The sequence below is a fragment of the Maribacter sp. MAR_2009_72 genome, from assembly GCF_007827235.1.
GTDB classification, from domain to species: Bacteria; Bacteroidota; Bacteroidia; order Flavobacteriales; family Flavobacteriaceae; genus Maribacter; species Maribacter sedimenticola.
Genome location: NZ_VISB01000001.1, coordinates 2,675,118 through 2,687,606 on the forward strand (window position 1 = coordinate 2,675,118; position 12,489 = coordinate 2,687,606).

At 36.8% G+C, this 12,489-nt stretch carries 14 protein-coding genes; 7 read left to right on the forward strand and 7 right to left on the reverse strand.

Translation table 11 applies throughout. The features are described 5' to 3' along the window. Positions 1 to 104 precede the first annotated feature (104 nt). Entirely contained in the window at positions 105 to 1,133 is a 1,029-nt protein-coding gene (locus tag JM81_RS11305; protein WP_144803470.1) for a helix-turn-helix domain-containing protein, read from the forward strand. On the opposite strand, the gene JM81_RS11310 is transcribed toward JM81_RS11305, so the two are convergent. From JM81_RS11310 to JM81_RS11320, 3 genes are all read right to left on the reverse strand, one after another. Next, positions 1,130 to 1,822, reverse strand: coding sequence for an SOS response-associated peptidase (locus JM81_RS11310; RefSeq protein ID WP_144803473.1), 693 nt, complete (start codon positions 1,820 to 1,822; stop codon positions 1,130 to 1,132). The genes JM81_RS11305 and JM81_RS11310 overlap by 4 nt on opposite strands. A gap of 239 nt (positions 1,823 to 2,061) precedes the next feature. Further along, complete coding sequence (locus JM81_RS11315) at positions 2,062 to 2,511, reverse strand: ferritin-like domain-containing protein (RefSeq protein ID WP_089261133.1); 450 nt, start codon at positions 2,509 to 2,511, stop codon at positions 2,062 to 2,064. A gap of 50 nt (positions 2,512 to 2,561) precedes the next feature. Continuing rightward, a complete protein-coding gene (locus JM81_RS11320; RefSeq protein ID WP_144803476.1) occupies positions 2,562 to 2,810 on the reverse strand; it encodes a hypothetical protein in 249 nt (82 codons plus the stop codon). 276 nt (positions 2,811 to 3,086) lie between these two features. On the opposite strand from JM81_RS11320, the gene JM81_RS11325 reads away from it, so the two are divergent. Then, positions 3,087 to 3,296: a DUF2945 domain-containing protein gene (locus JM81_RS11325; protein WP_144803479.1), complete on the forward strand. Its 210-nt coding sequence runs from the start codon at positions 3,087 to 3,089 to the stop codon at positions 3,294 to 3,296. A 42-nt stretch (positions 3,297 to 3,338) separates the two neighbouring features. On the opposite strand, the gene JM81_RS11330 is transcribed toward JM81_RS11325, so the two are convergent. After that, entirely contained in the window at positions 3,339 to 4,415 is a 1,077-nt protein-coding gene (locus JM81_RS11330) for a DNA topoisomerase IB (protein ID WP_144803482.1), read from the reverse strand. Between the two features lie 262 nt (positions 4,416 to 4,677). Between JM81_RS11330 and JM81_RS11335 the strand changes: the two genes are divergently transcribed. Then, a complete protein-coding gene (locus JM81_RS11335; protein ID WP_144803485.1) occupies positions 4,678 to 5,283 on the forward strand; it encodes a DUF2652 domain-containing protein in 606 nt (201 codons plus the stop codon). 111 nt (positions 5,284 to 5,394) lie between these two features. Further along, positions 5,395 to 5,871, forward strand: coding sequence for a Dps family protein (locus JM81_RS11340; protein ID WP_089261138.1), 477 nt, complete (start codon positions 5,395 to 5,397; stop codon positions 5,869 to 5,871). A gap of 209 nt (positions 5,872 to 6,080) precedes the next feature. On the opposite strand, the gene JM81_RS11345 is transcribed toward JM81_RS11340, so the two are convergent. From JM81_RS11345 to JM81_RS11355, 3 genes are read right to left on the reverse strand one after another with little or no spacing between them, the layout of a single operon-like run. Then, on the reverse strand, positions 6,081 to 6,275 hold the full coding sequence (locus JM81_RS11345; protein ID WP_089261139.1) for a hypothetical protein: 195 nt from the start codon (positions 6,273 to 6,275) through the stop codon (positions 6,081 to 6,083). A gap of 9 nt (positions 6,276 to 6,284) precedes the next feature. Then, positions 6,285 to 6,632 carry a hypothetical protein gene (locus JM81_RS11350; protein WP_089261140.1) on the reverse strand — a complete coding sequence of 116 codons (348 nt, stop codon included), beginning with the start codon at positions 6,630 to 6,632 and terminating at the stop codon, positions 6,285 to 6,287. 3 nt (positions 6,633 to 6,635) lie between these two features. Then, complete coding sequence (locus tag JM81_RS11355; RefSeq protein ID WP_089261141.1) at positions 6,636 to 6,968, reverse strand: YtxH domain-containing protein; 333 nt, start codon at positions 6,966 to 6,968, stop codon at positions 6,636 to 6,638. A gap of 200 nt (positions 6,969 to 7,168) precedes the next feature. Between JM81_RS11355 and JM81_RS11360 the strand changes: the two genes are divergently transcribed. Genes JM81_RS11360 through JM81_RS11365 form a run of 3 tightly spaced genes read left to right on the forward strand, consistent with a single transcriptional unit; the run spans position 7,169 to position 12,472 of the window. Continuing rightward, positions 7,169 to 8,530, forward strand: coding sequence for an NAD-dependent succinate-semialdehyde dehydrogenase (locus tag JM81_RS11360; RefSeq protein WP_144803488.1), 1,362 nt, complete (start codon positions 7,169 to 7,171; stop codon positions 8,528 to 8,530). Between the two features lie 5 nt (positions 8,531 to 8,535). Beyond that, the gene (locus JM81_RS18430; RefSeq protein WP_179213195.1) at positions 8,536 to 8,706 is read left to right on the forward strand and encodes a hypothetical protein; all 171 of its coding nucleotides are present in this window, start codon (positions 8,536 to 8,538) and stop codon (positions 8,704 to 8,706) included. A gap of 37 nt (positions 8,707 to 8,743) precedes the next feature. Then, positions 8,744 to 12,472, forward strand: coding sequence for a ShlB/FhaC/HecB family hemolysin secretion/activation protein (locus JM81_RS11365; protein WP_144803491.1), 3,729 nt, complete (start codon positions 8,744 to 8,746; stop codon positions 12,470 to 12,472). Positions 12,473 to 12,489 lie beyond the last annotated feature (17 nt).

A 12,489-nucleotide genomic window follows, 5' to 3' on the forward strand; every position in this document is an offset into this window, starting at 1 on the left:
CAAATGCGCCCTATATTGTTAATTAACATTTCATAATTGTTAAGGTAATTATAGAGATTCCCGTTCATTTGTAACACCCCCGTACCGTGTTATAAATTTTCATCATGAACGAGTTAACCATATGTAGTTCAAATGATTTTTTCTCCCAACTGCTTTATTTTTTTAATGGTGACCTGACCGAAGCTTGGGGAGAACGTCAATTTGATTTTAGCAATGATTTGGGCCATGGAGCTGTTAGAACCATAGGGTTTGATTGGGGAATTACCCTATTGGACCTTGATATAACATTGCATAAAGACATTAAAATTGTTTTTAATCAATGCCATACCCCTTTTATTGATTTTATCTTTATTTCCCAAGGTTGTTTAAAATATAGCAAGGACAATTCTGGGGAGCTTATCTCATTAGAACAGTTTCAAAATATCATCTTTTCGCCTATTGGCAGCTCTCAACCCGCATTTATCTACCCTAAGGACCAAAAATTAAAAATCAATTTAATAAAGGTTTTGCCTGCAGAATATCAAAAGAAGAAACACAACAACCTCACCTATCTCAATGAATCCTTAATGCCATTGTTTACTTGCTGCAAAGAAACACAGCCCTATCTACACCTTGGGAACTTTAGTTTGCAATTGGCGGACGAAATAAAACAGTTGTCCAACATACCGGATTACGGCATTCTTAGAACCTTGGCATTGGAGGGTAGGCTGTACATGATATTGTCCATGCAATTAGTTGAACATCATAATTTTATAGAAAACATGAATATGCCCGAAGCCATCTCTAAAAATGAGATCATTAAAATACATCGCTTAACAGATTATATCATAGAACACTTAGCGGACAATACTACAATTACAACCTTAAGTTCAGTGTCTGGCCTAAGCCCTAAAAAATTACAGTTAGGTTTTAAGATACTTTATTCCAAGACCGTAAATGAATACATAAGGCAGCTTAAATTGGAAATATCTAGGGACTATCTTAAAAACACGGATTTGTCCGTTTCCGAAATTGTTTACGCCATTGGTATTAAGAGTAGAAGCTATTTTTCAAAAATTTTCTTTGAAGCTTATGAAATTCTTCCTACCGAGTATAGAAAACAATTAAAAAATAAAAATACCTCACTCAATTAGATATCCGGATGTTCGTTGGGCATAAGCATACTGTCATAGGATATATCTTGATCAAACAACCCTTTTGCAATAGGGTTTGCAGTTAATTTCTTAACATCATCTGTTTTTAATAAGTCCAAAACCTGTTCCTTTGATATTTCTGGATCCAACCAACTATCTTTCTCCATTTTATCTATGGTCAACGGCATAAAATCTACCAGATTTTGATATTTCTTTACATAATCATTACTGGGGCCTGTAATGATTGCACAGGTTTTAAACCCATCTTCCAATACCGTATAAATCCCAGCAAGAAATAAAATACTATCATCCTCTGTCTTGATAAAATAAGGATATATTTCTCCGTCTCTTAATAATGATGTAAAATAACCTGTTACCGGTATTAAACATCTTTTCTCTAGTAATGAATCCTTAAACCACAAATTTGATTGTAGTGTATTTATATGAACATTAAGGGTATTGGTCAATTTTTGAAACAGCTCCCAATCTTCTTGAAAATCACCGGGTAACATTCCCCAAATGGCCAGGGAAATGGTAGTTCGTTGCTCCATTGTAATTATAGGTATGGAAACTTCGGACAAACCGCTGACAACGACTTGTGGTTCATAAAGAATTGGATATTTGAACAGCGCACCGGCCTCGTGTTCCAATTGCTCTATTTTAGCTGTATTGGAAAGTTTATAATACATGGAAATAGCTTTTTTTTATGGGCAAGGTAGATAAGAAAATACTTGACTCTTTGTTCATAAGAACTAAAAGCTAATCCATTAAAAATAAGTTGGTTAATTTAACTTTTTACAATAAAATCCGTGTGTTTGACCACCCCCTATTATAGAATGATATTCCTATTGACAATTAGCGGGTCTTCTTGAAAATGAGCAAAAAAAAAGGAGGCAAAGTGCCTCCTTTTCAACTCCTAACCATCCTCTTATTTCAAATCTTCCAACATCCTTATATTGGCCAAACCATTTTCAATGGCCTGCTTTTGACTTCTAAGCACTGTGGAAGTGGTAGAAGGTAATGAAGTATCCTTCAAAACTTCCTCATATTCCTCCAATGCAGCCTTTTCTCCTCTAATGGCCTCTTCAAGCATAGACTCCTCATCATCTAATGAAAACAATGCCTTTACGTCCATCCAAGCCCTATGGGCCTTTCCGGTAAAACTATCTCCTTTGTCAATTTCCTGACCAAAAGATTTAATTTCAGATTTTAGCTCATGTCCAAAATCATAGCGTTGTTGGGCCTTGCTTTGAAAGAATGACTTCAATTGCATGTGCTCAGTATTCTCGGCCGCTTTTTTAAATCCTTTTTCCGCATCATATGTTTTTTCTAATAATGCATTTAATTTTTCTCCTACTTCTTCTGTATATGTACTCATTGTTTTATTTTTAAATGACGTGATTATTTGTTTAAAGATGTCAATCACAATTACATCCTGTAAAATCTATTCCTGTCCTTAAAATCCTGTAACTTCTTCTTTAATTCATTGATATTTTTTGCATCTCCTTTATTGGATTGCATCATTATATATTCCATATCAATATCGCAAAAACCCTCATCATCCCTTTCTTGCACTCGTGTAACTTCTTGTTTGTCCGCCATGTAATAATCCTTGACTACTACGGCTATACATCCTGAAGCTAATAATATAGAAACACCTGAAATTAATTCTACCATGGTATATATGTCATATTTTCATAGCTAAACTACCTCTCTTTTAAATGAATTATTGCCTTGATTCATTCAAGGCTTAACTCCTTTCAATTGGGTTAAGTTTTCTTGTAAATGGATCAAAAAAACAACGTGGTTTAGCGTGATGTTTTTTAACAAATTAAAGATCTTTATACCACAGAATAGTTCTCTAGTTTGTGCTCCTTAAACAGGATAAAATTCCATCACCGGTTCTCCAAACTATAGCGGTGATGGAATGCGCAAACCTTATAATATAAACCAATGATACGAAAAGGTACAACAGTTAAATGGTCATGGGGAAATGGTACTGCAGAAGGCAAGGTCCAGGAAACCTATACATCTAAAATTACGAAGACCATAAAAGGTAATAAAGTCACCCGAAACGGAGAAGACGGCAACAAGGCCTTATATATTAAACAAAACGATGGGGACCACGTATTGAAGTTGGAAGATGAGGTTGAACGTTCGTAAAACCACCTTTTTTAAAATGTCTTCCTAAATATAGTTCTGTAATTAGAACGTCTTCTTTAAATCCGTGAACGGATCATAACGTTGAATACAACCCAATAATACCTGCTCCGCTGCTGTTTGGTATTCTTTTTGTACTTCAGAATCAATTGTCCTCAAGGTCTTAAACAGCCGTTTTTCCTCATACTCCTTAACAATAAAAGGATGTACGTAATATTTTCTACAAACGTTTCTGGTATTGCCCAATGCATCCGCAGTTCTGTCAAACGCACTAATTATATTTTTTTTGAGAATAGCCTCATCATCTGTAGGTTCGTTTTCTGCCAAGGATTCAAAGAAAATAATGGTACCGGCCCAAGTCCTAAAATCTTTTGCTGTGAACATTTGCCCACTTATTCGCTGTAGATATTCATTGACCATTCCACTTTCCACACCGGTTTTTATTCCATCTTCATCATAAAATTGAAATAGCTCCCAGCCAGGTATCTCTTCACATTGTAACACCAACCTTCGTAACCTTTTGTTATTTAAGGTTATGCTGTGTTTTTTACCTTTTTTGCCCGTAAACTCAAATTTAAGCTTGTTCTTGGTCGTCTTTAAATGTCGTGTCCTTAGCGTAGAAAGGCCATACGTCTTGTTTCTTTTGGCATATTGCTCATTTCCAATGCGTATATGGGTTTCTTCCATTAATCGTATGATCAACGCCAATACCTTATCCTTGGGCCAGCCAGTTAATTGTAAATCTTCGTCCACTTTCTTTCTTATGGCGGGTAGCGCTTCACCAAATTGGGCCATCCTGGAGAATTTTGTCCTGTTTCTGACCTTTAACCATAAATCATGATACCTGTATTGTAATCTTTTTTTAAGGTCATAGCCCACCGCCTGCAAATGTGCGTTGGAAATTGATGCTATTCTGACCTCCTGCCACGCTGGCGGTATTACCAGTTTTTCTATTCGGTTAATTTCCTTCTTTTTCTTTAGAGGCTTATTCTTGTATATGTACTGAAATTTTTCTTTTTCCTTAATTCTTAAAATGGACAATTTATTACGCTCTATATATTTTAGTTGCATGTGTTCCGCAATTTCTTGGGGGTCACCTTCTATAAGTTGTGTATAGTCCATTTGCTCAATCCTTAGTTACACCATTGTTCTAAAAAAATTGATTTAAAAAATCAATTTATGTTTAATATTTAAGAATAAAATATAAACAAAAATAACAACATCGTCTTTTCAAGAATACTTCAATCCAATGGAAAACTAACCCCATTGACTCCTTAATAATTAAGCAATACCCATTTATTTTTATAGGAGTACAATTTTAGTGGAACGGACCTATTTTAAAAATTTCATTATCATACCTTAACCTCCTAAAACAAACCTATTTATGAAAGGGTCCCCAATGTTGATTTGTATACCGGATATAAGCGGTTTTACCGAATTTATGAGCGAGACGGATTTTGAACTTAGTTCCAAAATTATTCCCGCACTTTTAAATCAGATAATTTATACCAACGAAATTGGCTTAAAGGTTTCAGAAATTGAGGGCGATGCCGTTCTCTTTTTTAAAACCGGCAAAATGCCTTCCCTAGAAAAGCTAATTCATCAATGTAGGGTATTCTATACGGAGTTTTACAAGGAATTGGACGCCTTAAGAAAGAAGCACAACGATAACGCGGATGCGGCCTCTATTCCAGATATTTTAGGACTTAAGATCATTTTACATTATGGTAAGGAAATTGCCCTTACCAAAGTTGGCAACAGTATTAAACTTTTTGGCGAAGACCTTATAGTTGCCCATAAACTTTTAAAGAACAAGGTTAAGATAAACGATTATTTACTACTGACGGAAGGCTTGGCGAACCACTATAAAGAAAACAACTTAGATGATCATTTTGATTGGGCTTCATTAAAACAAAAGTCAACATTTTACGATCATGTTGGAGAAGTAAATTACTACTATATTGATTTAAAACCTTTGGTAAACCCATAGGCGCCATTGATAGTTTATAAGGTTTTAATTGCGTTGATCAATAGTGGTAATGAGTTAAGTTGCAACACCGCCTATAGTTAACTTTGTACCGTTAAACTTTAAACAAAAATCATGAGCTATTTAGACATAAAATCTAAGGATATAGAACCTATAGTAGAGGAATTGAACACCTTACTTGCAGATTACAACATATATTATCAAAATTTAAGAGGATATCATTGGAACGTTTTGGGCAAAAACTTCTTTGATCTTCATATAAAATTTGAGGAATTATACACTGATGCCAGAATTAAAATTGATGAGATTGCGGAACGTATTCTAACCTTAAGGCATCATCCTACCAGTGAATTTTCAAAATACTTTAAAATGTCTTCCATTAAAGAGACCTCCTCATTGATCCCTGATCATGAAATGGTCCAAAATATACTTGTACAACATGAAGCCATTTTAAAACAAATGAGCAAAGTGGTCAAAAAAGCGGAAGCTGCCGGTGATGAAGGGACCATTGATATGATCGGCGGGTATATTGGTGAAATAGAAAAAGTAAGTTGGATGCTAGATGCCTGGACCAAAGATTCTAGAGACTAAAACAATATATACCAAATTAAAAACACCCCTAAATGGGGTGTTTTTTTATGTTTTATTATAGTGTTATCCTATTTGTTTTCTAGCTACAAAATGTTTTAAATATGTATTACACTCTACAAACTTGCATTTTGAACATTACAACAATATAATGTATAAATGAGCGTCAGTTGCAAGTTACTTAAGACAAAAACACCAACGCTTTAAACAACCTACTTTACGATCTTCTTCATTAAATATAAAAACCCAAACTTTTTTACCCCGGACAAAATCGTAGAAATCCAGTTGTAGGGACTTAAATCTTCCTGAACGTCATGTTTTAAGCCTTTTATTTCCTCCAAAGCAATTTGTCGCTCCAGTTTAAGTCGTTTAAGGTTATATTCTATCTCATCAAAATTTTTGTACATAAGTCTATTCTAATTAAAAAATTTGACCGAAAGTTTTCTTACGAGCAGGTTATCCAATTTTCTTCGCAACATATATGCAAGAATTACCAAGATTATAAATATCGCGGTAGCGATCAAACATGAAATTACCATGCTGCCCAATACATTTCCTAAATAGATAATGCCGGCTACGCTCAAAAAAATAAGAGCCAAAAAGCCAAGACCACCGATCACAGCCATTTTAAGCAGCATACCAGTGGTCATGGTCAATTGTTGAAACACTTTAAGTCTATAATACTCTTGAGTTTTCTTATAGTAAATTTCGCCTACATCAATTGCTTTATTAGATGTATCGTTAAGTGATTCAATAATTCCCATTAGTTATGATGTTTTCTGCAGTTTCTTATTCTTTGACTTTAGCTCTGCCAATTTCTTTTCTAGCGTAGATATAACGTCTTCCGTCTTATAACTTAAATCCGTTACCAGAGATTCTACTCGTGTGTCCAAGGATTGTTTCTCATCCAAAACTTTGGAGGCTACCCTATTTTTAAGTTCCACTGCACTTTCGGTCAAATTATTTTTGGTTGCGGCAGCTTGGTCCGCAATCATTTTTCTGGTGTTCTCACCTTTGTCCGGCGCATAAAGAATTCCTAATGCGGCCCCTATGGCAGATCCTGCAATAATGGCCAATAATGTATTTCCGCTGTTATTCATGATATTGTTTTTTATTTATCTATTTTTTTGATTTTGAACAATCGACATCGTTCCTTACAAAGGTCATTAAATCAGGGAGATAACCTTGACTCAAAACCTTTAAATATTAACGGTAACCAAATGATTAAAAGGGTTAAAAGGGTTAACATTTAAATGAAACGCATTAAACCCTTTTTACTGGAACATCTAATTTTGTAACCATGAAAAAGAATACTTCAACAAACCCATATAACGGTGAATCAATTAATTCCTATAATAGGGATACCCAGGAGAGTTTGGACATAAAGCTGCAAAGTTCCTTATCCGTTGAAAACCAATGGCAAGAAACTTCCATTAAATCAAGGTCTAAATTACTTTCCAAAGTTTCTTCGTTATTGGTTGAACGCAAGGAGGTCTATGGCAAACTTATTACACAAGAAATGGGAAAGCCTATTGCCCAAAGTATATCAGAGATAGAAAAATGTGCTTGGGCCTGTGATTTCTATGCTACCAATGCAGAGGATCTATTGGCAGATGAACTTATTGAAACCGATGCAAGTGAAAGCTTCATAAGCTATGACCCTTTAGGATGTATTTTGGCCGTTATGCCATGGAATTATCCTTTTTGGCAAGTAATACGTTTTGCGGCACCTACACTTACGGCAGGCAACACCGCACTCTTAAAACATGCGGCCAATGTTTCCGGCTGTTCCAAGGCTATTGAACAATTGTTTCTTGATGCAGGTTATCCTGAAGGATGCTTTCAAAGTATTATCGCAGGTCATGAGGAAATTGAACGATTAATCACCAATGATCACGTTAAGGCGGTTACCTTGACCGGGAGCGAAAAAGCGGGTAAATCCATAGCTAAACTGGCAGGTGAGCACCTTAAAAAATCAGTTTTGGAATTGGGTGGCAACAATGCCTGTATTATATGGGAAGATGCCGACTTAGAAACTCATTTAGACACCATGGTAATGGCACGTATGCAAAATACGGGTCAAAGTTGCATCGCCGCAAAACGATTCATCGTATGTGAAGACATCTACGATACATTCATGGAGCAATTTATCGCAAAAGTAAAGGATTTAAAATCTGGTGACCCCATGAAGGACGATACCTATATAGGGGTCATGGCCCGTGAGGATCTCGCAGAAACATTACAACAACAAATAAATGACTCCATTGCCATGGGAGCAAAGATCGTACTTGGCAACGAAAGGAGCGGGGCATATTTTTCACCTACCATCATTACCGAAGTTACGCCAGACATGCCCGTTTTCAAAGAAGAGACCTTTGGACCCGTTGCCGCCATTATAAAAGCCAAGGATAGAGCAGAAACATTGGCGTTGGCTACAGATTCAAGATTTGGTTTGGGCAGCATGTTGTTTACACAAGATATAGATGCTGCATATTCCGTTATTTCCAATATTCCGGACGGTGCATTCTTTGTAAACGATATGGTAAAATCTGACCCTAGATTACCTTTTGGGGGCACAAAGGCATCGGGTTATGGTAGGGAGTTATCAAGAGAAGGAATATTGGAGTTCGTCAATAAAAAAACAGTATACATTAACAAATAAAAGCTATGAAAAAAGAAACTGAAGAAACAAAATTTGTAAAAGAACCGGAAGAGGAAACAAGGGAATTCATCTTACAGAAAAATAAAAAAACTAAACTAGGGGCAACTATTGTCATTGCATTCCTTGTTCTTCTTATAATCGGGATTATTGTATCCAATGTATTTTTTACGAATTAAATATACCTACGACCAAAGTATTCACTAAAATCATTTTATGACCAAACGACCATATTCAATTCAGTGGCAAAATTATAAATTCTCTTTTGTTCTTGGCTCCTTGCTATTGCTTGCATCATGTGCAACTTTTAAAGAGCATCAGGTCGCTGATTTGGACGATATCCGAGCGGATAAAAAGATTACGCATTCGTTCTATATTGCTGGTGGGTTGGGCAATTTTTCCGCTACCCCAAATGACAATCTTTTAAAGCAATTTAATGAGGAGCTAACTAATGCCCCAAAAAACAGTACGCTAATTTTTACGGGGGATAATATTAGTCCAGAAATTGAGAATTGGAATACTGATAGTCTTCTTATTCAACAACAATTGCTATTGTCCGCCAGCTTTAAGGGAGAAACGGTTTTCTTGCCGGGAAATAATGAATGGAAGAGTTATGAGTTGGATAAAATTGAAAAAGTTGAAAACTTACTGAAAGAAGTCAATAGGGAAGGCACAAAGGTAGACCCCAACAATGGTTGTCCTATAGAACACAAGGTCATTAATGATGATTTAGACCTTATCCTCATAGATTCCAAATGGTTTGTTTCCAATTGGTCCAGGATAGAGGATATTAATAGTAAATGTACGGACATTATTACCCGTAGACGCTTTATGGAAGAGCTTGAAGGGTATATTGGTGACGGACAGGGCAAAAATATCGTAATTGCCATGCACCATCCGGTTTTTACCAATGGTATCTATGCCGGCAAAACTACCATTAAGGACCATATGAAACCACTACCTCTGGTAGGTACGGTTAAAAATGCGGTTATGGACCTTGGGGCTTTTAATCCTGAACATGTGAATTCCAGAAGGTATAATTATCTAAGGATTGCAGTAAGTGCTTTGGCACAGGCCAATAATCGTATAACCTTGGTTTCAGGCCATGAGGAAAGCCTTCAATTGCTTGAAGGAGGTGGTTTACATCAAATTATTAGTGGTTCCCTAGGTTCCAAAAGTGCTACAAAATTAGGTCCTGGTAAAATTACCGCAATAGGCGGGTCCATAGATTTCAATGGCAAATATGCGTATGGAGACCGTGGTTTTGCCCGTTTGGATTATTTTGAGGATGGCAGTTCCAAGGTTACTTTTATATCCGAAAATAACCTAAAGGAGAAAAAAACATTTGCCGTTCTACCACAATTTAAAACCAAAAAACAGTTTACGGATTTTGCAGAACCATCGGATACCAATGTTTCTACCAACATACTGGAGGACCCAGCGGATTATTCCAAAAGTGGATTTTATGAATTTTTATGGGGCAAGCGTTATCGTTCCTATTACGGTCAACCGGTCAATGCCCCGGTAGTTGAACTAGACACATTGTACGGAGGGTTAAAAGTAGTTAAGGAAGGTGGCGGCCACCAGTCTTTCTCCTTACGCTTGGAAGACTCCAACGGCAAACAATACGCTATGCGCTCCCTACGTAAAAGTGCGCTCAAATTTTTAAAATTTAAGCTACCCGGTATTTCATACAATACCGCAGATTATCAAGATACTTGGGCAGAAAAAGCGATCTCGGATTTTTTTACCACTGCACATCCATATATGCAATTAGTGGTAGATCCTTTGGCCAATTCCATAGCCATCAACCACTCGGACACCGATCTGTTCTATGTGCCCAAACAAGAGGCGCTCAAAGAGTACAATGAGGATTTTGGAGATGAACTTTATTATATAGAAAGGCGTCCATCAGAAGAACAGGCCAATTATAAAGGGTATAGAAGGACTATTGATGAATCGGGCAAGGTGACCGATTATGAAAGTACTACGGATATGCTCGAAAAAATAAAAAGTGACGAATCCTATACGGTCGATGAAAAAAACTTGATCCGTGCACGAATTTTTGATATGCTCATTGGTGATTGGGACAGGCACCAAGATCAATGGCGTTGGATCGAATATGAAAGTCCGGACGGAGAAAAGGAATTTATGCCCGTACCCCGTGATCGAGACAATGTATTTCCAAGATTTGATGGCAAGGTCATACCATTTATAAATTGGTTCTTGCCCAATTCAAGAAACTGGGAAACCTATGATGAGGATGTGGACAACGTAAAATGGCTAAACCTATCTGGAAATAGGCTAGATAGAACCTTACTTACTTCTTATGGTCCAGAGGCATGGGTAGAGGAGGCCAAGGCCATTCAAAAAGGTATGACGGCAGAGGTCGTTGAAAATGCATTTAAACGTCTTCCTGTAGAGGTACGGGACGAGACTTCTGAATATATCAAAAAGAGTTTGCTAAAACGTTTACAAACCTTGCCGGAAGTTGCAAGGGAATATGCCACCTACCTCAACAAAATCGTTGCGGTTAGGGGTACCGAGAAAGATGATATTTTTACCATAACCAGAATGCAGAACGGAGAAACCAAAGTTGTGGTAAAACGACTTCTATCCGATGAAAAGAATGAATTAATGTATTCTAGGACCTTTGACCCGGACATTACCAAGGAATTATGGATATACGGCCTTGGGGACGATGATATCTTTGTTGTTGAGGGTACGGAAAAAACCCGTATCAAGTTAAAAATAATTGGTGGTTATGGTGAGGATATATATAATATAAAAAACAAAAAGCAAGTTCATGTGTACGATTGGGAACATGAAAAAATATCCTTTGAAGAAGAAACTCCAAAAAATTTACTTTCGGATAATTACAAGACCAATACCTTTCATTTTAGATTCTTTGAACCTAATTCCAATATTTTAGTACCCAATGCAGGATTTAGAACGGATGATGGTGCTTTTGTAGGTATTGCGAACACGTATACCAAGAATGGCATCAATGGAAATTCCTTTAGACAAAAACATAGGGTAAGCGCCAATTATTTCTTTAATTTCCAAGCAGCGGAAGTTGCATATTCCGGTACATATGGCAGTATCTTTCCTGGTTGGAACTTGGAAGTGGATGCCTATTTTACCAATGATCGCTACGTAAGCAACTTTTTTGGTTATGGTAATGAAACCTTAAACGACGAGGACAATCTAGGTAGGGACTTCTACAGGGCCAGGATACAACAGTTTAAGGCCAGTGCAGGTTTGGCCTATTACAGTTTACGGTTTAAGGCATTATATGAATCGTTTAAAGTAGCGGACAATGAAAACAGATTGTTTAATCCCGCCAATTTGAACAATGCGCTCTTTGATAGCCAAAAATATGGTGGTGTGGAACTTACAGGTGAGTATGATCGTGATGATGCTGGAGATTTTCCTACCAAGGCCATTTATTTTGGCTTTGCCGCAGGTTATAAAATGAACCTTGATCTTAGTGCCAATAAATTTGGATATGCTTCTTTAAAAGTAGGTTTTGACCAGAAATTGGAACCCTCCGGTCATTTGGTTTACAGTACCATGGCAGAATATAAAGGATTGTTTGATTATGATACGGTATTTTTCTACCACACCCCTTCCCTAGGAGGCCGTAACGGCTTACGAGGATTTAGGGACGAACGGTTTACCGGCAAATCCTATTTTTATCAATCCTCTGACCTTAAGCTAAAGGTTAAACGATATGTTACGGCTGTTTCCCCGGTAACAATCGGTGTTTATGGAGGTTTTGATTATGGTAGGGTATGGCAACCGGATGAAGATTCCAATGTTTGGCATACCTCTCAAGGTGGTGGGCTTTGGGTCAGTAGCTTAAAGGCATTGACATTCAATTTGGGTTACTTTAATTCAAAGGAAAGTAATTTGATTCAAGTAGGATTTGGTCTATCATTCTAACAAATAGATTTTAAATT

Bases quoted from the DNA above. Each gene is read 5' to 3' on its own strand.
- JM81_RS11305 (WP_144803470.1), top strand. From the start codon at position 105: ATGAACGAGTTAACCATATGTAGTTCAAATGATTTTTTCTCCCAACTG.
- JM81_RS11310 (WP_144803473.1), bottom strand. From the start codon at position 1,822: ATGTATTATAAACTTTCCAATACAGCTAAAATAGAGCAATTGGAACAC.
- JM81_RS11315 (WP_089261133.1), bottom strand. From the start codon at position 2,511: ATGAGTACATATACAGAAGAAGTAGGAGAAAAATTAAATGCATTATTA.
- JM81_RS11320 (WP_144803476.1), bottom strand. From the start codon at position 2,810: ATGGTAGAATTAATTTCAGGTGTTTCTATATTATTAGCTTCAGGATGT.
- JM81_RS11325 (WP_144803479.1), top strand. From the start codon at position 3,087: ATGATACGAAAAGGTACAACAGTTAAATGGTCATGGGGAAATGGTACT.
- JM81_RS11330 (WP_144803482.1), bottom strand. From the start codon at position 4,415: ATGGACTATACACAACTTATAGAAGGTGACCCCCAAGAAATTGCGGAA.
- JM81_RS11335 (WP_144803485.1), top strand. From the start codon at position 4,678: ATGAAAGGGTCCCCAATGTTGATTTGTATACCGGATATAAGCGGTTTT.
- JM81_RS11340 (WP_089261138.1), top strand. From the start codon at position 5,395: ATGAGCTATTTAGACATAAAATCTAAGGATATAGAACCTATAGTAGAG.
- JM81_RS11345 (WP_089261139.1), bottom strand. From the start codon at position 6,275: ATGTACAAAAATTTTGATGAGATAGAATATAACCTTAAACGACTTAAA.
- JM81_RS11350 (WP_089261140.1), bottom strand. From the start codon at position 6,632: ATGGGAATTATTGAATCACTTAACGATACATCTAATAAAGCAATTGAT.
- JM81_RS11355 (WP_089261141.1), bottom strand. From the start codon at position 6,968: ATGAATAACAGCGGAAATACATTATTGGCCATTATTGCAGGATCTGCC.
- JM81_RS11360 (WP_144803488.1), top strand. From the start codon at position 7,169: ATGAAAAAGAATACTTCAACAAACCCATATAACGGTGAATCAATTAAT.
- JM81_RS18430 (WP_179213195.1), top strand. From the start codon at position 8,536: ATGAAAAAAGAAACTGAAGAAACAAAATTTGTAAAAGAACCGGAAGAG.
- JM81_RS11365 (WP_144803491.1), top strand. From the start codon at position 8,744: ATGACCAAACGACCATATTCAATTCAGTGGCAAAATTATAAATTCTCT.